At 51.1% G+C, this 19,845-nt stretch carries 20 protein-coding genes; all 20 read left to right on the plus strand.

Annotated elements, in window-relative coordinates; all coding sequences use genetic code 11:
- The first annotated feature begins 62 nt into the window (after nt 1-62).
- Nucleotides 63-446, plus strand: coding sequence for a flagellar hook-basal body complex protein FliE (gene fliE, locus ACFOMG_RS15300; protein WP_376867891.1), 384 nt, complete (start codon nt 63-65; stop codon nt 444-446).
- Between the two features lie 14 nt (nt 447-460).
- Nucleotides 461-2,170, plus strand: a complete 1,710-nt coding sequence (fliF, locus tag ACFOMG_RS15305) for a flagellar basal-body MS-ring/collar protein FliF (protein WP_376867893.1) — start codon at nt 461-463, stop codon at nt 2,168-2,170.
- Nucleotides 2,163-3,197 carry a flagellar motor switch protein FliG gene (gene fliG, locus ACFOMG_RS15310; RefSeq protein WP_376867895.1) on the plus strand — a complete coding sequence of 345 codons (1,035 nt, stop codon included), beginning with the start codon at nt 2,163-2,165 and terminating at the stop codon, nt 3,195-3,197. Before fliF ends, fliG begins: the two co-directional genes overlap by 8 nt.
- Before the next feature lie 31 nt (nt 3,198-3,228).
- Nucleotides 3,229-4,191, plus strand: a complete 963-nt coding sequence (locus ACFOMG_RS15315) for a FliH/SctL family protein (protein ID WP_376867897.1) — start codon at nt 3,229-3,231, stop codon at nt 4,189-4,191.
- Entirely contained in the window at nt 4,184-5,527 is a 1,344-nt protein-coding gene (gene fliI / locus ACFOMG_RS15320; protein WP_376867898.1) for a flagellar protein export ATPase FliI, read from the plus strand. The genes ACFOMG_RS15315 and fliI overlap by 8 nt, the downstream gene beginning before the upstream one ends.
- The gene (gene fliJ, locus ACFOMG_RS15325; protein WP_376867900.1) at nt 5,524-5,979 is read left to right on the plus strand and encodes a flagellar export protein FliJ; all 456 of its coding nucleotides are present in this window, start codon (nt 5,524-5,526) and stop codon (nt 5,977-5,979) included. The genes fliI and fliJ overlap by 4 nt, the downstream gene beginning before the upstream one ends.
- Nucleotides 5,980-6,101: 122 nt before the next feature.
- Entirely contained in the window at nt 6,102-6,389 is a 288-nt protein-coding gene (locus ACFOMG_RS15330) for an STAS domain-containing protein (protein ID WP_376867901.1), read from the plus strand.
- 29 nt (nt 6,390-6,418) lie between these two features.
- Complete coding sequence (locus tag ACFOMG_RS15335; protein WP_376867902.1) at nt 6,419-6,781, plus strand: response regulator; 363 nt, start codon at nt 6,419-6,421, stop codon at nt 6,779-6,781.
- A 5-nt stretch (nt 6,782-6,786) separates the two neighbouring features.
- Nucleotides 6,787-8,892 carry a chemotaxis protein CheA gene (locus tag ACFOMG_RS15340; protein ID WP_376867904.1) on the plus strand — a complete coding sequence of 702 codons (2,106 nt, stop codon included), beginning with the start codon at nt 6,787-6,789 and terminating at the stop codon, nt 8,890-8,892.
- On the plus strand, nt 8,849-9,403 hold the full coding sequence (locus ACFOMG_RS15345; protein ID WP_376867906.1) for a chemotaxis protein CheW: 555 nt from the start codon (nt 8,849-8,851) through the stop codon (nt 9,401-9,403). The genes ACFOMG_RS15340 and ACFOMG_RS15345 overlap by 44 nt, the downstream gene beginning before the upstream one ends.
- Before the next feature lie 57 nt (nt 9,404-9,460).
- The gene (locus tag ACFOMG_RS15350; protein ID WP_376867907.1) at nt 9,461-11,824 is read left to right on the plus strand and encodes a methyl-accepting chemotaxis protein; all 2,364 of its coding nucleotides are present in this window, start codon (nt 9,461-9,463) and stop codon (nt 11,822-11,824) included.
- Nucleotides 11,825-11,847: 23 nt separating this feature from the next.
- Entirely contained in the window at nt 11,848-12,678 is an 831-nt protein-coding gene (locus ACFOMG_RS15355; RefSeq protein WP_376867909.1) for a CheR family methyltransferase, read from the plus strand.
- Nucleotides 12,675-13,328, plus strand: a complete 654-nt coding sequence (gene cheD / locus ACFOMG_RS15360; RefSeq protein ID WP_376867911.1) for a chemoreceptor glutamine deamidase CheD — start codon at nt 12,675-12,677, stop codon at nt 13,326-13,328. Before ACFOMG_RS15355 ends, cheD begins: the two co-directional genes overlap by 4 nt.
- 8 nt (nt 13,329-13,336) lie before the next feature.
- A complete protein-coding gene (locus tag ACFOMG_RS15365) occupies nt 13,337-14,374 on the plus strand; it encodes a protein-glutamate methylesterase/protein-glutamine glutaminase (RefSeq protein WP_376867913.1) in 1,038 nt (345 codons plus the stop codon).
- Between the two features lie 58 nt (nt 14,375-14,432).
- Entirely contained in the window at nt 14,433-14,738 is a 306-nt protein-coding gene (locus ACFOMG_RS15370; protein WP_376867915.1) for an STAS domain-containing protein, read from the plus strand.
- A gap of 15 nt (nt 14,739-14,753) precedes the next feature.
- Nucleotides 14,754-16,457: an ATP-binding SpoIIE family protein phosphatase gene (locus ACFOMG_RS15375; RefSeq protein WP_376867917.1), complete on the plus strand. Its 1,704-nt coding sequence runs from the start codon at nt 14,754-14,756 to the stop codon at nt 16,455-16,457.
- The gene (locus ACFOMG_RS15380) at nt 16,457-16,807 is read left to right on the plus strand and encodes an Hpt domain-containing protein (protein WP_376867918.1); all 351 of its coding nucleotides are present in this window, start codon (nt 16,457-16,459) and stop codon (nt 16,805-16,807) included. The genes ACFOMG_RS15375 and ACFOMG_RS15380 overlap by 1 nt, the downstream gene beginning before the upstream one ends.
- A gap of 58 nt (nt 16,808-16,865) precedes the next feature.
- Complete coding sequence (locus tag ACFOMG_RS15385; protein WP_376867920.1) at nt 16,866-18,107, plus strand: flagellar hook-length control protein FliK; 1,242 nt, start codon at nt 16,866-16,868, stop codon at nt 18,105-18,107.
- 214 nt (nt 18,108-18,321) lie between these two features.
- Complete coding sequence (locus tag ACFOMG_RS15390) at nt 18,322-18,855, plus strand: flagellar basal body-associated FliL family protein (protein ID WP_376867922.1); 534 nt, start codon at nt 18,322-18,324, stop codon at nt 18,853-18,855.
- Nucleotides 18,856-18,865: 10 nt separating this feature from the next.
- Nucleotides 18,866-19,834: a flagellar motor switch protein FliM gene (gene fliM / locus ACFOMG_RS15395; protein ID WP_376867924.1), complete on the plus strand. Its 969-nt coding sequence runs from the start codon at nt 18,866-18,868 to the stop codon at nt 19,832-19,834.
- Nucleotides 19,835-19,845: the final 11 nt, after the last annotated feature.

A 19,845-nucleotide genomic window follows, 5' to 3' on the forward strand; every position in this document is an offset into this window, starting at 1 on the left:
TTATTTTATAAAGCTGCGTCATTAAATAGTTGATTTCCCATCAGGGCAGTGAGGTAAGGGTTATGGTTAATAATCGTGTTGATGTGAATGCCGTACTGATGCAGATGCGTCAGGTTAAAGACCAGATCCGCAGTAATCACGAAAATCAGGCCAGTCAGGTGGATCAGGTACGGCCACAGGCCGTTTCCGGGCTGGAAAAAACCGCCAGCACGGAAAACAGTGCACCGGATTTTCAGCAGATGTTTACCAATGCCATTAATACCGTCAACGAAAATCAGAAAACCTCCGGTGATTTGCAGCAGCGTTTTGAACAGGGGGATCCATCAGTGGATCTGCCGGAAGTTATGATTGCTATGCAAAAATCTTCAGTGTCTTTTCAGGCGATGACCCAGGTGCGTAATAAACTGGTTGAAGCTTACAAAGACGTTATGAATATGCCGGTGTAAGCAGGGGTTAAGCTATGGAAAACGTTCCGGCACAAACCCAGCCCGGCAGCGATAATCCGGCCAGTACCGATCCGGATTTACCGGCTCAGAATAGCGCTCCGGAAGACGGCGCTCATCCGGTACTGAGTGGTTTTAATAAACTGACCATCGTCCGCCAGGTCGGGGTTATCGCCGGTGTGGCACTGGTGATTGCGCTGGCGATTGCCATTATGATCTGGTCTCAGGATCCGACTTATAAACCCTTAATTACCCGTCTGCAGGACCATAACGCCCAGGATATTATTGAAGTCCTGCAGCGTGAAGGTATTCCGTTTGAAATTGATCCCGGCTCGCAGATTCTGCTGGTGCAGGCCGGTGACCTGCACGACGCGCGCATGGTGCTGGCATCAGCCAGTCTGATCGATGATAAAACCGTGGGCCTGGAAGTACTTGATCAGGACAGCAAATTAGGCACCTCGCAGTTTATTGAAAATGCCCGTTATCGGCGTGGTTTAGAAGGTGAATTATCGCGCACGATTACGTCGGTAAAAGCGGTGCGTAATGCCCGGGTACATTTAGCGCTGCCAAAACAGTCGGTGTTTGTGCGCGACCATCGCAAACCCAGAGCATCGGTCTTTGTTGAAATATACCCAGGCCGGGAACTGTCAAAAAATCAGGTTGAGGCGATTGTTAACCTGGTTGCTTCCAGTGTGGCGGAAATGGATCGGGCTGATGTATCAGTGGTTGATCAGCACGGTAATCTGTTGTCTAAAGCCGAAGAACAGAGCGAAGAAATGCTGGCCACCAGACAGCTGGAATACACCGAAAAAGTTGAGGATTCTGTGGCTCAGGCGGTGAATAATATTCTGCGTCCGGTGCTGGGTCAGGAAAACTACAAAGCCGAAGTCTCGGCCGATATTGATTTTACCGTACAGGAGCAAACCGAAGAGCTGTATAACCCGGATTTAATTGCCCTGCGCAGTGAGCAGTTAATTGATGAAGAAAACAGCGGTAAGCAGAATGGCGGTATTCCGGGAGCATTGTCGAATCAGCCGCCACAGGACGCCGCCGCTCCTGAACAGGCCACGGGTGCTGGTGGCGCTGCTGGTGCCAATGTCAACCGCCGCTCGGAAGCCACACGCAACTATGAAGTCGATCGTACGTTGAGTTTTAAACAGCATCAGGTAGGCCGCATCCGCCGTCTGACGGTTGCTGTGGTGGTCAATGATCGCGAAACCCTGAACGCTGATGGTGATACGGTTTATGTGCCCTGGCAGGAAGCCGATCTGCAGCGCCTGGAAGTACTGGTGAAGGATGCTGTTGGCTTCAGTGCTGCCCGGGGAGACAGCGTCAATGTGATTAACTCGGCCTTTATGGGATCCGGTGAGGTTTCTCTCGGTGATCCGGACTTCTGGACCCAGCCGTGGTTCTGGGAAATCATGAAACAAATTCTTGCCGGACTATTTATTCTGGTACTTATTTTTGGTGTGATTCGGCCTACTATTAAAAGTATTGCCAATCGTGGCCGCGATGACGAGCAATTGAGTTTGCTGGAAGAGCTTGAGGATGCTGAAGCGGGTCTGGATGAAGAAAAAGTCACGCTGGCTGGCATGGATGAATTTTTGTTACCGGGTGCCTCAGAAAGCTTTGAACGGCAGCTGGATGCTCTGAAAGGCCTGATTGCCGAAGATCCGGCGCGGGTAGCGCAAACCGTTATTAAATGGGTGAATGAAAGCGATGGCTGAGGAAAATGCAGCAGAAAACGGCGAAACAGCACTGGGCACACTCAACCGGGTTGAGCGGGCAGCGGTGTTGCTGATGACGCTGGGTGAGCAGGATGCTGCTGAAATTCTCAAGCACATGGGTCCGAAAGAGGTGCAGAAAGTGGGCACCACCATGGCCACACTAACCAATGTCAATCAGGCTCAGGTTGAAGGTGTGGTGGCTGAATTTCTGGAATCTGTCAGTGGCCAGACCGGTATGGGGCTCGGCTCTGATGCTTACATCCGTAATATGCTGACTCAGGCTCTGGGATCCGATAAAGCCGGTGCCCTGATTGATCGTATTCTGCTGGGCGGTAATACCACCGGACTGGATTCGCTTAAATGGATGGAACCGCGCCAGGTCTCCGATCTTATTCGTCACGAACACCCACAAATTCAGGCCATTGTCGTGTCCTATCTGGACTCTGATCAGTCGGCAGAAGTGTTAACCAACTTCGACGAAAAAGTGCGTCTCGACATCGTCATGCGGGTGGCTGCACTGGAAGCGGTGCAGCCCGCTGCGTTACAGGAATTAAACGACATTCTGGAGCGCCAGTTTACCGGCAATGCCGGTGGCCAGACCACAACAATGGGGGGCGTCAAAGTGGCGGCCAATATTGTCAATATGGTCGACAGTACCATCGCCAACGATCTGCTGGAACAGATCAAAGAAGTGGACGAAGATCTGGGGACCCAGATTCAGGATCTGATGTTTGTGTTCGACAACCTGGTGGATATCGACGACCGCGGGGTACAGGCACTGTTGCGCGAAGTATCCACCGACCTGCTGGTGGTGGCATTAAAAGGCGCCGCACCGGAAGTGCAGGAAAAAATCTTCAAAAATATGTCGAAACGGGCTGCCGAACTGCTGCGTGATGACCTTGAAGCCAAAGGGCCGGTCAAGGTCAGCGAAGTGGAAGGTGCGCAAAAAGAGATCCTTACCATTGCCCGTCGTCTGGCCGATGCCGGCGAGATTGTTCTGGGTGGTGGTGGCGAAGCGATGTTGTGATAACGCAATGTTGTGATCACGGAGCACAGACATGACCGAAATTCGCCAGCCACATCATTACCATCCGCTGCATGAGGATGAAGTCAAAGAAGACGTTAAACCCTGGCGTTTGCCGTTCTGGACGGAAAAACCTGCCTGGCTGATTGAGAAAGAACAGCAGGAAAAGCAGCAGACACAGCAGCAGGCGAATGAGGAGGCACAGTCTGAGTTAGCACTGCCCACCGCCGAAGAGCTGGAAAATATCCGTCGCGATGCCTATAACGCCGGCCTGGAGCAAGGGTTGGTGGAAGGGCGTCAACAGGGGGAAAAACAGGGCCATGAGCTGGGGTTGCAGCAGGGACTGGACGAAGGCCGAGCAAAAGGCGAACAGGAAGGCCGCCAGCAGGGCTTTCAGGCGGGTGAAGCTCAGGGGTTGCAACAAGGGCAGCAACAGATCGATCAACAGTGCCAGCAACTGGCTCAGGTAACCCGGGTACTGCAGGCCGGAGTGATCGAGCGTGATCAGCAACTGCCGGAAGTATTAACCGGGTTGGTCTCTCAGCTCTGTCAGCAGGTACTGCAACATGAGCTGACGGTCAGCCAGAGTGCGATTAATCGTTATCTGCATCAGGCGTTACAGCAGCTGCCTGGCGGCGAAAGTGATATTCAGGTGTATCTCAGTAGCAACGATATCACTCATGTGGATAAAAGCGCGTTTGCCAGTGACCTGCATTTTCATACCGATCCGGCGCTGCAGCCCGGTGAGTGCCGTGTTGAAACCCGCCATACCCTGATCGACTATTCAGCACCTCAGGCGCTGACTCAGTTGCTGGAGGGTTTTATCCCTGCGTTGCTTAAAGCAGCCGAACACCCACAGCCGGATTTAGATCAGCCACTGCCGGCTAAAGACGATGCAACGCATGTTTCAGCCGACGACGACATCCCGCTAACCGCTGCCTCTCAGGAGAACCTCAGTCAACCTTCAGACCTAAGCGATCGAGAAGCTGATGCTTAGTCAGCGCTGGCGGGCCGTTGATGTACCAGAGGCGGATTACCACCCCAGAGTGGCGGGTCAGCTGGTGCGAATGGTAGGACTGACGCTCGAGGCTGTTGGTCTGAATGTCCGCGTTGGTGATCGCTGTATGGTGCAGCGTGACGCCGGTGAAGATGTCGAAGCGGAGGTGGTCGGGTTTGACGAACAACGAATTTTTCTGATGCCCATCGAACAGCTGGATGGCTTACGCCCGGGAGCCCGGGTCTGGCCGCTGCATGCCAGCTCACATGTGCCGGTGGGGTATGGTTTGCTCGGCCGGGTCGTGGATGGTACCGGCCGGCCTCTGGATGAAGCAGGTCCGCTGGATAACCCGCTGCCCGGTAATCTGCAGGGGCGGGTGATCAATCCGTTGCACCGCGATCCGATACGGACGCCGTTAGACGTCGGCATTCGGGCGATCAATAGCATGCTGACGGTTGGTCGTGGTCAGCGTATCGGCCTGTTTGCCGGCAGTGGTGTCGGTAAGTCGGTACTGTTAGGCATGATGACCCGGTTTACCGATGCCGATGTGGTGGTGGTTGGCCTGATCGGTGAGCGTGGTCGTGAGGTTAAAGAATTTATCGATGAAATTCTTGGTGAGGAGGGCCTGAAGCGTTCAGTGGTGGTCGCCTCGCCGGCCGATGATTCGCCGCTGATGCGGTTGCGGGCCGCACAATATTGCACCTCCGTGGCCGAATATTTTCGTGACCAGGGTAAAAATACCCTGTTGTTGATGGACTCACTAACCCGTTATGCCCAGGCCCAGCGGGAGATCGCACTGGCGGTCGGAGAGCCTCCGGCAACCAAAGGCTATCCACCGTCGGTGTTTAACAAACTACCGAAGCTGGTCGAGAGAACCGGTAATGGCGCAGCTGGTGGCGGATCTATTACGGCATTTTATACGGTTCTGAGCGAAGGCGATGATATGCAGGACCCGATTGCGGATGCCAGCCGGGCGATTCTGGATGGTCATATCGTGTTATCGCGTAAGCTGGCAGAAGAAGGTCATTACCCGGCGATTGATGTCGAAGCCTCCGTCAGCCGGGTTATGCCACAGATTGTGGATACCTCCTGGCTGCAAAAAGCACAGCTGTGCAAACATCTGATGGCTCATTACCGCGAAAATCAGGATCTGGTCAGTGTTGGTGCTTATCAGGCTGGCAGTGATCCGGTACTGGATGCTGCCATTGAACGTATGCCGACCATTAAAGCCATGTTACGTCAGGGGCTGGATGAAGGGGCCTCGTTAACGGAAAGTTATCAGCAGCTGCAGAATCTGTTTCCTGACCCGGCGGCGCAAGCCGAGGCTAATGCATGAACCGCCATCCGCGGGCAAAACGGCTGAAGCTGGTGGTTGATCTGGCTGAAAAAGCTGAGCAACAGGCACTGGCGGAGTGGGGACGGTTACAGCAGCAGCTGCAGCAGGAAGAAGATAAAAAACAACAGCTCGACAGCTATGTGGCCGAATACCAGCGCGCCATCGCCTTACCTTCCGAGCGTAAACTGAACGGCGGCAATATTCAGAATGCGCTGGGGTTTATCGGCCAGATCCGCCAGGCACTGAGCCAGCAGCAACAGCAACTTATCCTGCTGCAACAGCAGGTGGAACATGCGCAGCAACGTTATCTGCAACAGCATGGCAAGCTGAAAGCTTTGCACAACCTGCTGGAAAAACTGGACGCCGAATTTGACCAGCAGCAAGAGAAAAATGCTCAGAAGCAAGCGGATGAGTGGGCTAACCGGATGGCATTTCGCTCCGGAAGTTCCTGAAATGTCCGCTTTCCCCTGAGAAAAGCCGATAAAAACTCCATTCCTTTACTGTTTTTTTAGCAGCTTTGCTGCTGGCGTCTAATCTTACTGGTGAGTGACCGGATAGAAACCAGAGGATGTATATGCCTGAAAAAATCAGTATCCACTGTGGCGAACGCCTCAGCATCGAAAATGTCGAGCAACTTTATAGTGCAATGGAAGGTGCTTTGAGCTCTGACGTTGATATCGAACTGGATGCCGCCGATGTTGGTTTTTGTGACACCGCCGGACTGCAGTTGTTGATCAGCCTGAAACGTGAAGCGGAGAAAACAGGCCATGGCGTTCACTGGAGCGCTGTCAGCGATAACCTGCGCGAAACATCGGCCTATCTCGGGCTATGCCAGTCACTCGGATTAAACGCACCCAATTAAGTAGTCAGAACGAACAGGAGTTCTCCCACATGGCAAGTATTTTAGCTGTCGATGATTCCGCATCCATGAGACAGATGGTGTCTTTTACTCTGAAAGGCGCCGGTTATCAGGTGATGGAAGCCTGCGACGGGAATGAGGCCTTAAGCATTGCCAGGCAAAATCGCTTCGACCTGGTGCTGTCAGACGTCAATATGCCGAATATGAATGGCATCGAATTGGTTAAAGAGCTGCGCCAGCTGGCCGATTATAAATTTACCCCTATCCTGATGCTGACAACGGAGTCGGCCGGGGATATGAAAATGCAGGGTAAGCAGGCAGGTGCAACCGGCTGGATTGTTAAACCTTTTAATCCGGATCAGCTGCTCAGCACCATCAAACGCGTTTTAGGATAGTTGTTATGAGTGTTGACCTTTCACAATTCCACCAGGTGTTCTTCGAAGAAAGTTTTGAAGGCCTGGACGTTATGGAAAGCCAGCTGCTGGAACTGGATCCGGCAGCAGTCGACGGTGAAATGGTTAATACCATCTTTCGTGCGGCCCACTCGATTAAAGGCGGGGCCGGCACCTTTGGTTTTATGCAGATCTCAGATTTTACGCATGTGGTGGAAACACTGCTTGATGAAATTCGCTCCGGTCAGCGGGCGATAGAACAGCAGCACGTCGATTTGTTTTTACTGTCGGTGGATTGCTTACGTTCAATGTTATCCAGTCTGCAACAAGGTGAAGAAGCTGAGCTGTCCCGGGCACATGAGCTACAGCTGGAATTTGAAAAAATTCTGAAAGCTGCAGAACAGACAGACGCAGAGGACGTTGCTGACGATACGCCCGGAGAAGGCTCAGCAGCAGGCTGGAAAATCTGCTTCCGGCCGGATAACGATATCTTACGTACCGGTAATGATCCCTTCCGGATGTTTCGTGAGCTGCGCGATATTGTTGGTGCTGATGCTCTGGAAATTATTCCCTGCTTCGACAAACTGCCGGATTTTACCAGCCTCAACCCTGAGGCCTGTTATTTATCCTGGGAGCTGTATGTCCGGCGTAACATTCCGGTGGACGAAATCGCTCCGGTATTTGAATGGGTTGAAGATGAGTGTGACATCAGCTATCAGCCACTGACGGCAGACAGCAATACTGCTGAAACCGCAGTGTCAGAGGATGAACCGGAACCCGTTAGCGCAGCGGATGCCGTAGCCACAGAACAACATGATGTAGATAGCGAAGCAGCCCAACCATCCTCTGCGCTGGCGCCGGAAAAGGTAGCGGTAAAACCTGCAATGGCTAAAGTGGCACCGGTTAAAGCCAGCGAAAATTCTTCGATCCGGGTATCCATCGATAAAGTGGATAGCCTGATTAATATGGTTGGCGAGCTGGTTATTACGCAGTCGATGCTGGGGCAGCTGGGGCAGGATTTTGATATCAGCAAACTGGCGAAATTGCAGGAAGGATTGTCTCAGCTGGAGCAAAACACCCGGGAACTTCAGGAAAGCGTGATGAAAATCCGCATGATGCCGATCAGTTTTGCTTTCAGCCGATTTCCCCGGCTGGTACGTGACCTTGGTGGCCAGCTGGGGAAAAAAGTTGAGTTGGTTATGCTGGGAGAAAATACTGAACTGGACAAAACGGTCATGGAAAAAATCGGTGACCCTCTGGTTCATCTGGTTCGTAACTCACTGGATCATGGGCTGGAAACGACTGAACAACGACTGGCCAGTGGTAAGCCTGAAACCGGCATCATTACCCTGAATGCTTTTCATCAGGGTGGCAATATCGTGATTGAAATCAAGGATGACGGTGCCGGGCTTAATGAAGAAAAAATACTGCAAAAAGCCATCGCGAATGGTTTGGTGTCAGAGCAACAGAACCTGAGCAATGAAGAAATTCACAATCTGATTTTTCTGCCGGGATTTTCTACCGCCGATGCGGTAACGGATATATCCGGCCGCGGTGTGGGTATGGATGTGGTACGCCGGAATATTAATGAGCTGAATGGCACCATTGATGTGACTTCGGTGGCCGGAGAAGGATCGACTTTTACAATTCGTCTGCCGTTGACACTGGCGATTCTGGACGGGCAGCTGGTCAAAGTAGCAGATGAAACGTATATCTTCCCACTGGTTTCCATTGTGGAATCTATTCAGCTGGATAAGAAGTTTATTAATAACATCACGGGCAGCCGTCAGGTGATGCAGTTGCGTGATGAGTACATTCCGATTATCAGACTGGATGAAGTTTTCAGCCTGGAGCGCTCAGCAGAAGACTGTGATGAACAGATGCTGGTGGTGGTTGAAAGTGATAACGAAAAAATCGGACTGGTTGTTGATGATTTATTAGGTCAGCAACAGGTTGTAATTAAAAGCCTGGAACAAAACTATCAGCGTGTTGACGGAATTTCCGGAGCAACAATTCTTGGTGATGGCACCGTCGCGCTGATCATCGATATATCAAGCATTGGCCGGGGATATGATACTCCAGGTAGCAGCAATAACTCCGGGAAGGCAGCCTGAAATTATGGAAATAACAAATGATCAGGTCATCACTAATAGTGATGCCGAACAACAGTACCTGACCTTCATCATGGCAGGGGAAGAATATGGCGTCGATATTCTGGCCGTTCAGGAAATCCGTGGCTGGGAAGAATCAACACTGATACCGAATGCGCCCGCGTATATCAAAGGGGTGATCAATTTACGCGGAACCATTGTACCAATAATGGATTTGCGCTCCCGATTTGGCTTGGATGTGGTCGAATACAGCCCGGTGACTGTTGTTATTATTCTTAAATATCAGTCGGAAAAAGGTGAGCGTGTTATGGGAATTGTTGTCGACGCCGTTTCGGATGTTTATGCGATTTCTGATCAGGAAGCACGCCGCCCACCGGAACTCAGTGAAGATAAAAACTCAGTGTTTATACGTGGTCTGGCTACGATTAATGAAAAGATGATTATCCTTCTGGATGTCGAAAAGCTTCTGAAATTTGAAGCTCAGGAACTCGAAAGCTGTTTAACCGAACAGTAAAAATAATGTGATTTATACCGGAATTTACCGGGCAGCAAGAACCTGAAGGGCTTGGCTATGAGTATATTCAAAACACTTTTTTCTGGTGAACAGGCTGAAAAAGATGCAGCCTTAATTAAAGAGCTGCGTGCCCAGACTGCCGCTCTGGATAAAAGTCAGGCTATGATTGAGTTCAATATGGACGGCACTATTATCACAGCTAACGCCAATTTTCTTGCTGTAATGGGCTATCATCTGCATGAAATTCAGGGGCAACATCACCGCATGTTTGTTGAGCCCGGATATGCTGCCAGTGCCGAATACCTGGAATTCTGGAATGAGCTGAATCGTGGTAATTTTTTCAGCGGTGAATTCAAACGACTTGGAAAGAATGAAAAAGATGTCTGGATTCAGGCATCTTATAACCCGGTTCTGGATGAGGCCGGTCGCCCCTATAAAGTCATCAAGTGTGCCTACGATATTACTGAACAGAAGGAGGCAGAATTAGTTAATCGCAGTAACAGTAATATCGCTAACGCGCTGAAAATCTGTCAGACCAATGTCATGCTGGCGGATACCGATATGGTCATTGTTTACATGAATGATCAGCTGCAGAGAGTGTTGTCGGAGCGGGAGCAACAGATACGGGAAGTGTTTCCTGAATTTCGTGTTAATGAGCTGATTGGCAGCAGTGTCGATCAATTTCATAAAAAACCGGAACACCAGCGTTCAATGATTGCGGCTCTGAATGATCCGCTGAGCACTCAGATCAAGGTCGGGAGTTTAACGTTTTCACTGATCGCCTCCCCCTGGGCCAATATCCAGGGGGAGCGTTTGGGGACTGTGATTGAATGGCAGGATATCACTCAAAAACTGGCAGAAGAGAATGCCGCTAAACTGATCGCTAATGACAATGCCCGGGTAAAACAGGCGCTGGACGTGGTATCGACCAATGCCATGATTGCCGATAATGATCTGCACATTGTGTATATGAATAGCGCTGTGCTGGAAATGATGCAGAATGCGGAGGCCGATATCCGCCGTGATATCCCCGGTTTTGATGCCAGTGAACTGGTGGGAAAGAATATTGACGTCTTTCACAAAAAACCAGCTCATCAGCGCCAGATGCTGGCCGCACTGGCGGATGAATACCGCACCGAAATTAACGTGGGTGGCCGTACGTTCGGACTGATTGCCAATCCTATTTTTAATGATAATAACGAACGTATTGGTACGATCGTTGAGTGGAAAGACCGTACTGATGAAGTATCGGCAGAACGCGAAATTGATTGCATTGTTGAAGCGGCTGCGCTCGGGGATTTGTCTAAGCGTATTGATCTGAGTGATAAACATGGCTTCTTCCTGAATCTGGCCGAGGGGCTGAACAAATTATTGGGGATCGCTGACAGTGTGGTGTCAGACACTATCCGGGTATTTGATGCCCTGGCGCACGGCAACCTTAACCGCACCATTGATGCTGAATATGAAGGTGCATTTGATAAGCTGAAACAGGATGCCAACAGTACGGTAGAGCGTCTGACTGAAATCATTACCCGTATCCGCGAGGCTGCCGCGACCGTTTCTACCGGCGCCAGTGAAATTGCGCAGGGCAATGCTGATCTGAGTAGACGCACAGAGTCCCAGGCTTCGAGTCTGGAAGAAACCGCTTCCAGTATGGAAGAAATGACCAGTGCGGTAAAACAAACCGGCGATAACTCAATTCACGCCAATGAGCTGGCTAATTCGGCAAAAAATAAAGCTCAGTCGGGTGGTGAAGTGGTGAGTAAGGCGGTTAATGCGATGGAAGATATTAACCAGGCCAGTAAAAAAATTGCCGATATCATCGGTGTAATCGATGAGATTGCTTTCCAGACAAACCTGCTGGCTCTGAATGCCGCGGTGGAAGCGGCCCGGGCCGGCGAACAGGGACGGGGCTTTGCTGTAGTAGCCGGTGAAGTGCGCAATCTGGCGCAACGCTCTGCCGGCGCAGCACGGGAAATTAAGGACCTGATTCGCGACAGTGTCGATAAAGTGGATGCCGGAACGGCGTTGGTGAATGAATCCGGTAAAACACTGAACGATATTATTCAGTCGGTGGATCGGGTGTCGGATATGATTGGTGAGATCAGTATCGCAGCGCGTGAACAATCGTCAGGCATCGAACAGGTGAACAGTGCGGTGGCCCAGATGGATGAAATGACGCAGCAGAATGCGGCACTGGTTGAACAGGCATCGGCAGCCGGTGAAGCTATGGCGGAACAGGCACAGTCGATGATGCAGATGATGGAGTTTTTCAACATTGAAGGCCTGACGGCACCAGCTCCGGCTGCTCCGGCAGCGGTGGCTAATAAGCCTGCCGGTTTGGCAGCGGTACCGGCCGCCAGCTCACAGGGCGGAATCTCGTTCAGTGAAGATGATGATGACGAGTGGCAGGAATTCTGACGGCGGTGGGTGCGGAAACAACCATGGCAGCGGATGAACGCGAGTTTACTATGACTCAGGCTGATTTTGAGCGCATCTCCTCTCTGGCGATGGAATACAGCGGCATCGTACTGGCGCAACATAAGCGTGATATGGTGTACAGCCGCATTGCCCGTCGTCTGCGGGCGCTGAAAATAACCACGTTTGATGCTTATCTGAATTATCTGCAGCAGCATCATGATACCGAAGCTTCAGAGTTTATTAATGCGCTGACGACTAATCTGACGTCGTTTTTTCGCGAGGCGCATCATTTCAGTTATCTGCAGGACGAATTATTTCCCGCTCTTAAATCCGCTAATCAGCACAGTAAGCGGCTGCGTATCTGGTCTGCCGGCTGTTCTATTGGCCAGGAGGTCTATTCTATTGCGATGACACTGAAACAGTGTGGTTTTTCGCCAGACTGGGATATTAAATTGCTGGCAACCGATCTGGATTCTAATGTTGTGGCCACCGGTAAAGCTGGTATTTATCCGGCTGAACACACCGATAGTATCGACCCTCAGCTAATGAAACGTTTTTTCCGCCGCAGTGGTGACGGGCGTTCGGTTCAGATCAAGGAAGAGTTGCGCCAGTTGGTCACCTTTAAGCGTCTGAACCTGCTTGAGAGCTGGCCGATGAAAGGGCCGTTCGACATTATTTTCTGCCGCAATGTGGTGATTTATTTTAACAAAGATACTCAGAAAACTCTGTTTGATCGTTATGCTGAGATGTTGCCGGTTGGTGGTCATTTGTTTATTGGTCATTCGGAAAACCTGAACGGTATTTCACAGCGGTTTGAAAGTCTGGGTAATACCATTTACCGGAAAATTCAATGAGTAATCTGAGCACCCCCAGATCTGTACAGCCGCCGGCGAGTGCCGGTTTTGAGTACGTTAATCGTTATTGGGATTCGGTACACAATGTCTGGGCTGCCAAGATTCTGCCCGGTGAATTCTACGTGTCTACCCACGGTGAAATGGTGGTGACGGTGCTGGGGTCCTGCATTGCAGCGTGCATTCGCGATAAGGTCCGTGGGATTGGTGGTATGAATCATTTTATGCTGCCGGCTCAGGGGGAGTTCTCGTCGGATATCTGGGGTTCAAATCCGTTAACACATGCGTCGCGTTATGGTAACTGGGCGATGGAATACCTGATTAATGAAATTCTTAAGCGTGGTGGAAAACGCGAAAATCTTGAGGTCAAATTGTTTGGTGGTGGCCAGATGATTGCGTCGATGACGGACATTGGTCAGCGCAATATTCTGTTTGCCTATAACTATCTGGCTAATGAAGGTCTGAAAGTGACGGCAGCAGATGTTGGTGATATTTTTGCCCGTAAGGTACTGTATTTTCCGGATACCGGTTGTGTAAAAGTTCGCCGTATTAAACAGCTGAATAACGACACCCTGGTGAAACGTGAAACGGAATATCAGAAAACTGTGGAACAACCACCCGCAGCAGCGGCAGGTAGTATCGACCTGTTCTGAGAGATGACATGACAGATAAAATCAGGGTGCTGATTGTTGATGATTCGGCACTGATTCGTAACATGCTGGCCGATGTTTTTTCAGCCAGCGATGAAATTGAAGTTGTGGGGATGGCGGCTGATCCGTATATAGCCCGCGACAAAATCAAACGTCTCAATCCGGATGTACTGACGCTGGATGTTGAGATGCCTCGTATGAACGGTCTGCAGTTTTTACTGAATCTGATGCGCTTGCGTCCTATGCCAGTGGTGATGGTATCAACACTGACGGAAAGTGGTGCGCCGGAAACCCTTGAGGCACTGGAAATCGGTGCCGTGGACTTTCTGGAAAAGCCCAGGGCGCGGAGTGAAGAAGAGTTTTCGCAGTTTGCTGCAAACCTGAAAGAAAAAGTTCTGATGGCGGCCCGTGCCCGGGTCAGACCGTACACCGGCAATACTATCCCCCGGGTGCGTCAGACTTCCGCAGCCGAGTACCACAAACTGATTTGTATCGGCGCCTCGACCGGTGGCACCGAAGCCATCCGTGAAGTATTAAATGAAGTCCCTGCCAACTGTCCGCCGATTGTGATCACCCAGCATATTCCGGAAGTGTTCAGTGCCTCGTTTGCGATGCGGCTGGACGCAGCATTGCCGATGGAAGTGCTGGAAGCCCGGGATGGCCTGGAAGTGTGTGCCGGCCGGGTCATCATCGCCAAAGGCAATCGCCACCTGACCTTCCGGCGAGAGCAGCACCGCATTGTTTGTCAGCTGAGCGACGCTGAACGGGTGAATCGTCATAAGCCGTCGGTTGACGTCATGTTCGATGCCTTTGCGGATGTTGTCTCAGCTAAGAAAATAGTTGCAGTTATGCTGACTGGAATGGGACGGGATGGTGCAGAGGCCATGAAACGGATGCATGATAGCGGAGCGCTGACGATTGCTCAGGATGAAGCAACCAGCGTGGTCTGGGGAATGCCCGGAGCTGCCAGTGAGGCTGGTGCAGTCGATCACCTGATTGCACTGCCGAAAATTGCTGGCCGGATGCTCGAAGCCGCGCAACAAGCATGACAATCGCCAGCTTTGTGCTAAAAATAAAAGGAACAAAAATATTTGCTGGAGGTAACCGATGACGGTTCAGGCTTCTCTCGCAGGGAATGGGCGCGAACTGACTATTAAAATTGATGGTCGCTTTGATTTCAGTGCACATCAGGAATTTCGTGATGCTTATGAGGGGGTGTCTTCACAGGTGAACTGCTACACCGTGGATATGGGTGGCACGTCTTATCTCGATAGCTCTGCGCTGGGGATGTTACTGCTGCTGCGTGATCACGCGGGCGGTGACAGTGCGGATGTGACCATCGTTAACTGCAATCAGGATGTTAGGAAAATACTGACGATTTCCAATTTCGAACAGTTGTTTAAAATCCAGTAGCCGGAATACAGGTGTATGGATGCCATCAGAATACTGATCGCCGATGATAATCAGATAGATCGTATGGTGCTGTCTCGCATCGTTCGCAACCAGGGACATGAAGTGTATGAGGTTGCTAACGGTGTTGAAGCAATTGAGGGCTACAGCAGCTTTCGTCCGGATCTGATCCTGATGGATGTCATGATGCCGGAAATGAATGGCAAGGAGGCAACCCGCCATATTAAAGCCAATGCCGGTGAAGATTTTGTCCCGATTATTTTTCTTACCTCATTAACCGATGCTCAAAGCCTGGCCGACTGTCTTGGCAGCGGTGGCGATGACTTTCTCAGTAAACCGTATAACCCCACCATTCTTCAGGCTAAGATCAGCTCTTTTTCGCGCATGCGCCAGATGCATCAGACGCTGCAGCATCAGCGCGATATGATAGCCAGTAATAATGAACACCTGATGCATGAACAGCAGGTTGCCAAAGCGGTGTTCGACAACGTAGCGCACGATGGTTGTCTGTCGGCTGATAATATTCGTTATATGTTGTCACCTTTGTCGGTTTTTAACGGTGATGTATTGCTGGCTGCCAAAAAACCCGCTGGTGGAATGCATGTATTGCTGGGGGATTTTACCGGGCATGGTTTGCCGGCGGCGATCGGGGCTATGCCTCTGGCAGAAATTTTTTATGGCATGACAGCCAAGGGTTTTGCCATCCGTGAAATTCTGCGCGAAATTAACCTGAAGTTAAAAGGCATATTGCCGGTGGGTTTTTTTTGTTGTGCAGTCGTGGTGGATCTGAATATTGAACGTAAAAATGCCAGTGTCTGGATGGGCGGTGTGCCGGACTGTTATTTGTTACGTAATAACGGCAAAGTGGAAACACTGACATCACGCTATTTGCCTCTCGGGGTGCTCAGTAATGAACAATTTAATGACGATCTGACGGAATTCCCGATGGCCGAGGGAGACCGGTTATTTTTGTGGTCGGATGGAATTCTTGAAGCTCGTAACCAGAACGGTGAAATGTTCGGTGAACAGCGGCTGCGTCATATTTTTGATCATGCCCATGCCGAGCTGGACGTATTTGAACAGATTCAGCAACAGCTGGCGCAATTTACCGCCGGTAGTGAACGTGACGACGATACGACATTGATTGAAGTCCGGATGCTGCAGGACAGTATCCGTACCGATCTGGACATGCATCTGGACTCCGGCCCGTTATCCGGGCCCATTGATTGGGAAATGGAATACCGCTTAGGCCCGGATACCCTGAAAAACTTCAATCCACTACCACTGATGATTCATATTATGATGGAAGTTCCGGGTCTGCGGGCGATGGGGGGGCAGTTGTATACCGTGATGGCTGAACTGTTCTCCAACTCCTTTGAGCACGGTGTTTTAGGGCTGGACTCGTCTCTGAAAAACAGCGCGGATGGTTTTGTGCAGTATTATCGGGAGCGCGAAAAACAACTGCAGGCGTTACAGCAGGGCCATATCCATATTACGCTCAGTCACCAGGGAGATGGCCGTTCCGGTGCTCTGACAATTCGCATTGAAGACAGCGGTACAGGATTTGATTATGGCGGTATTCAGGGGCAGAAAAACCCGTATTCCGGACGTGGGATTCCGTTGATCAGTCAGGTGTGTGAATCGTTGAATTATCTTGGCAAAGGCAATATTGTGGAAGCCGTGATACGCTGGCCAGTCAGCCCTGATAAGAGGACCCATTGATGGAATCTGCAGCAGATCATTTTGATCTCGAATCCTTCGAAATGCTGAAAGATGTTATGGAAGATGAATTTGATGACCTGATCCAGGTCTATATCGAAGATTCCGACCGACGTTTACCGCAGTTACAACAAGCGTTAACAGCCGCTGATGCTGCTGAGTTGCGGGAATTAGCGCATAGCTTTAAAGGTGCCAGCAGTAATATCAGTGCAGTGACGTTAACGGAACTTTGCCGGCAACTGGAGCAGGCTGGCCGTGACGAGCAGCTGGATGGGCTGGAGCAAACGCTGGATCAGATAGTCGGTGAATACCGCTGGGTTAAAAACTTCCTGCAATCTCAATTATCCCTCTGAAACTGGCCCGACTGTTGCTGATTACTCTTCAGGTCATTTTATATTAATGGAGAGCGGCATGAACCCGACCGATGTCAGTCAGGGCTTATTCAGTCTGTTACCTTCTTTTTCTACGTTACAAACTCCTCTGTCTGCCGCTGGTGACGCGGCTGACAGTGATTTTTCGTCGTTGCTGGATGGTCTGACAACGGCGTTAACAGCCAGTGACCAAACGGTCGAATCTTTGCCGCCGGAAGGACAACCGTTGCCGCAACAAACGGCGATCGATTTCACGGCATTACAGCCAGCTGGTTTGTTAGCCGGGATCCGTGAAGCAACCAGTGCGAGCAAACGTCTGGCGGCTGAACTTCCTGGCATGGAAGCGATTCCCGAATCTCAGCAAGCGGATGATGGCGCGACTGTGTTAACTCTGTCCGGGGCTGCTGTCCCGGTGGGCGCTGCTGTCAGACCGCTGACATCAGCCGCTACTACTCAGTCACCGGCAGTTGCAACCGCTGACAAGGCTGCGTTAGTGAAAGGTGTGGTACCGGGCGTGGTACCAGGCGCCGGGAAAGCACTGGCGGACGGCGTGGCCGGGGATGAGACTGCGGCAGAAGCTGAACTCCTGAACGAAGGTGCTGATGCGGATGCACAGGGTCGACAGGTAACCCGGATTAAAGCTGACAACCAAAGTGTGAATGAGCCGCTCAGAACGGCAACGCCGTCTCCGGCAGCAATGACAGATACGCAGCCAGCGGTCGTGTCAGTGGCTGTTCAGCCTCCTGCTGCCCAGACAGAAGCAACGGTGCTGGGGGATTCGGTATTGGTAACGGAAGCGGAAGCCGAACAACTTGAGCAGCAACAACAGTTAACAGACAACAAAGAGCGGCTGGAGTTTGGCCGTGACAAAGAGCGCTGGGCACCTGCGATGGGCAGCCGTATTCTGACGATGGTGGCAGACAATGTGCAGCAGGCAGAAATACATCTGGATCCGCCGGAGTTAGGATCGCTGGAGATTAAGCTGCAGGTGAACCAGGATCAGGCCAGTGTTCAGGTACAAGCGCAGAATCCACAAGTGCGCGATGTTCTTGAAGCCAATGCTCAGCGCCTGCGCGAAGCGCTGGCTGAGCAAGGACTGGAGTTAGCCGGCTTTGACGTCAGTCAGCAGCAGACTAACCAGGAGGGTCAGTCACAGGGGGATGGTCAGGGAACTGACGATAACCCGGCGGCGGAAGCCGCGGTGCTGGCTGCCGGTGAATCGGCCGGTGAAACTGTCAGTCCGGCTCAGGAATCCCGGTCGTTATTGGATGCCTATGCCTGAGCGGTCGGGTTAGCGGCTGTATATCCGTTCGTACTGACCCCGCAGAGCCACTGTCCGGTGGCTCTCAAATATTCATAAAATTCCTCTGACTCCCCAGCGCTTATTGCAGAATCTTCTAAACTAAATGCAACGAAATCCGCGGCTTTGTCGTTTTTTTGACGAAAAACGCTGGCACGGCTATTGCTAATTTGACGTAAGACGGGAGAAAAGTGTCATGGCTGCAGAGCAGGACTTAAAACTGGATGGTGCAACCGAAGAAGCCGGTGGCGCTGGCGGAGGCAAAAAAAAGCTGATTCTGATCATCGTTGGTGTGTTATTGCTGGTTGCCATCGCTGTTGGCGCTACCTGGTTTTTTCTCAGCGCTGGTGATGCCGACAGTGAGACCAGCGAAACCGTTGCCGAAGAATCTGTGGCCGAAGAACCGGAAGGTCCGGCGCAATACGTAGTGCTTAAACCGGAATTTGTTGTGAGTTTTCAGGTGGGGCCAAGGCAACGTTTTCTGCAGGTCAGCATCGAAGTGATGACCCGCAAACAGGAAATAGTTGATGCCCTGACATTGCATGAGCCGATGATTCGCAATGATGTTATCCGCATTATCGGTGAGCAGGAATTTGATCAGTTACGCACGGCAGAAGGTCGTGTGGCACTGCAGAAGAAACTGCAGCAGCATCTGGACGGTGCAATGCAGCGGGAAGCCGGCAGCGAAGGTGTTGAAGCCGTGTTATTTACTAACTTTGTAATGCAGTAGGAATTGATGCGTGCAAGATTTACTGTCGCAGGATGAAATTGATGCGCTTCTTCACGGGGTCGATGATGGTGATATCGAACCGGAAGAGGATATTGATGAAGCGGGTGTCAAATCGTATGACCTGACCAGCAACGACCGCATTGTGCGTGGCCGTATGCCAACGCTGGAAATGATCAACGAACGATTTGCCCGCTATACCCGTATCAGTATGTTTAATTTTTTGCGACGCAGTGCCGACGTGGCATCCGGTGGGGTTCAGATTATGAAGTTTGGTGAATACGTACATACCCTGTACGTACCAACCAGTCTGAATCTGGTGAAAATGCGCCCGCTGCGAGGCACAGCTTTATTTATCATGGATGCCAAACTGGTTTTTAAACTGGTGGATAACTTTTTTGGCGGTGATGGTCGTCACGCCAAAATTGAAGGCCGTGAATTTACTCCTACCGAAGTACGTGTGGTACAGCTGGTACTGAGCCAGATATTTAACGACATGATAGAAGCCTGGCAACCGGTATTGCCGGTGGAGTTTGAATACGTCGGCTCAGAAGTGAATCCGGCGATGGCGAATATTGTCAGCCCCAGCGAAGTGGTGGTGGTCAGTACGTTTCATATTGAACTCGACGGTGGCGGTGGGGATTTCCACGTTACCATTCCTTATTCCATGATTGAGCCGATCCGGGAAGTACTGGATGCTGGTGTACAAAGTGATATTGATGATATTGATGAACGCTGGACCCAATCTTTGCGCGACGACATTATGGATGCGCGGGTGCCGGTGCATGGCACGTTAGTGGATCGTCAGATTACTTTACGCGAAGTGGCAGAGCTGCAGGCCGGCGATATTATCCCGGTCGATATGCCGGAAGAATTTGTATTAGAAGCGAATGGTATTCCTGTTTTTCGCGGAAAAATGGGGATATCAAATGAAAACCTGGCGGTAAAAATTATCGATCAGGTGAGTCACAGACGGCGTTGATGGAGACAGTT

Origin of the sequence: Bacterioplanoides pacificum (genome assembly GCF_042648445.1) — a bacterium.
GTDB lineage: Bacteria > Pseudomonadota > Gammaproteobacteria > Pseudomonadales > Oceanobacteraceae > Bacterioplanoides > Bacterioplanoides pacificum.

Bases quoted from the DNA above. Each gene is read 5' to 3' on its own strand.
- fliE (WP_376867891.1), top strand. From the start codon at position 63: ATGGTTAATAATCGTGTTGATGTGAATGCCGTACTGATGCAGATGCGT.
- fliF (WP_376867893.1), top strand. From the start codon at position 461: ATGGAAAACGTTCCGGCACAAACCCAGCCCGGCAGCGATAATCCGGCC.
- fliG (WP_376867895.1), top strand. From the start codon at position 2,163: ATGGCTGAGGAAAATGCAGCAGAAAACGGCGAAACAGCACTGGGCACA.
- ACFOMG_RS15315 (WP_376867897.1), top strand. From the start codon at position 3,229: ATGACCGAAATTCGCCAGCCACATCATTACCATCCGCTGCATGAGGAT.
- fliI (WP_376867898.1), top strand. From the start codon at position 4,184: ATGCTTAGTCAGCGCTGGCGGGCCGTTGATGTACCAGAGGCGGATTAC.
- fliJ (WP_376867900.1), top strand. From the start codon at position 5,524: ATGAACCGCCATCCGCGGGCAAAACGGCTGAAGCTGGTGGTTGATCTG.
- ACFOMG_RS15330 (WP_376867901.1), top strand. From the start codon at position 6,102: ATGCCTGAAAAAATCAGTATCCACTGTGGCGAACGCCTCAGCATCGAA.
- ACFOMG_RS15335 (WP_376867902.1), top strand. From the start codon at position 6,419: ATGGCAAGTATTTTAGCTGTCGATGATTCCGCATCCATGAGACAGATG.
- ACFOMG_RS15340 (WP_376867904.1), top strand. From the start codon at position 6,787: ATGAGTGTTGACCTTTCACAATTCCACCAGGTGTTCTTCGAAGAAAGT.
- ACFOMG_RS15345 (WP_376867906.1), top strand. From the start codon at position 8,849: ATGATACTCCAGGTAGCAGCAATAACTCCGGGAAGGCAGCCTGAAATT.
- ACFOMG_RS15350 (WP_376867907.1), top strand. From the start codon at position 9,461: ATGAGTATATTCAAAACACTTTTTTCTGGTGAACAGGCTGAAAAAGAT.
- ACFOMG_RS15355 (WP_376867909.1), top strand. From the start codon at position 11,848: ATGGCAGCGGATGAACGCGAGTTTACTATGACTCAGGCTGATTTTGAG.
- cheD (WP_376867911.1), top strand. From the start codon at position 12,675: ATGAGTAATCTGAGCACCCCCAGATCTGTACAGCCGCCGGCGAGTGCC.
- ACFOMG_RS15365 (WP_376867913.1), top strand. From the start codon at position 13,337: ATGACAGATAAAATCAGGGTGCTGATTGTTGATGATTCGGCACTGATT.
- ACFOMG_RS15370 (WP_376867915.1), top strand. From the start codon at position 14,433: ATGACGGTTCAGGCTTCTCTCGCAGGGAATGGGCGCGAACTGACTATT.
- ACFOMG_RS15375 (WP_376867917.1), top strand. From the start codon at position 14,754: ATGGATGCCATCAGAATACTGATCGCCGATGATAATCAGATAGATCGT.
- ACFOMG_RS15380 (WP_376867918.1), top strand. From the start codon at position 16,457: ATGGAATCTGCAGCAGATCATTTTGATCTCGAATCCTTCGAAATGCTG.
- ACFOMG_RS15385 (WP_376867920.1), top strand. From the start codon at position 16,866: ATGAACCCGACCGATGTCAGTCAGGGCTTATTCAGTCTGTTACCTTCT.
- ACFOMG_RS15390 (WP_376867922.1), top strand. From the start codon at position 18,322: ATGGCTGCAGAGCAGGACTTAAAACTGGATGGTGCAACCGAAGAAGCC.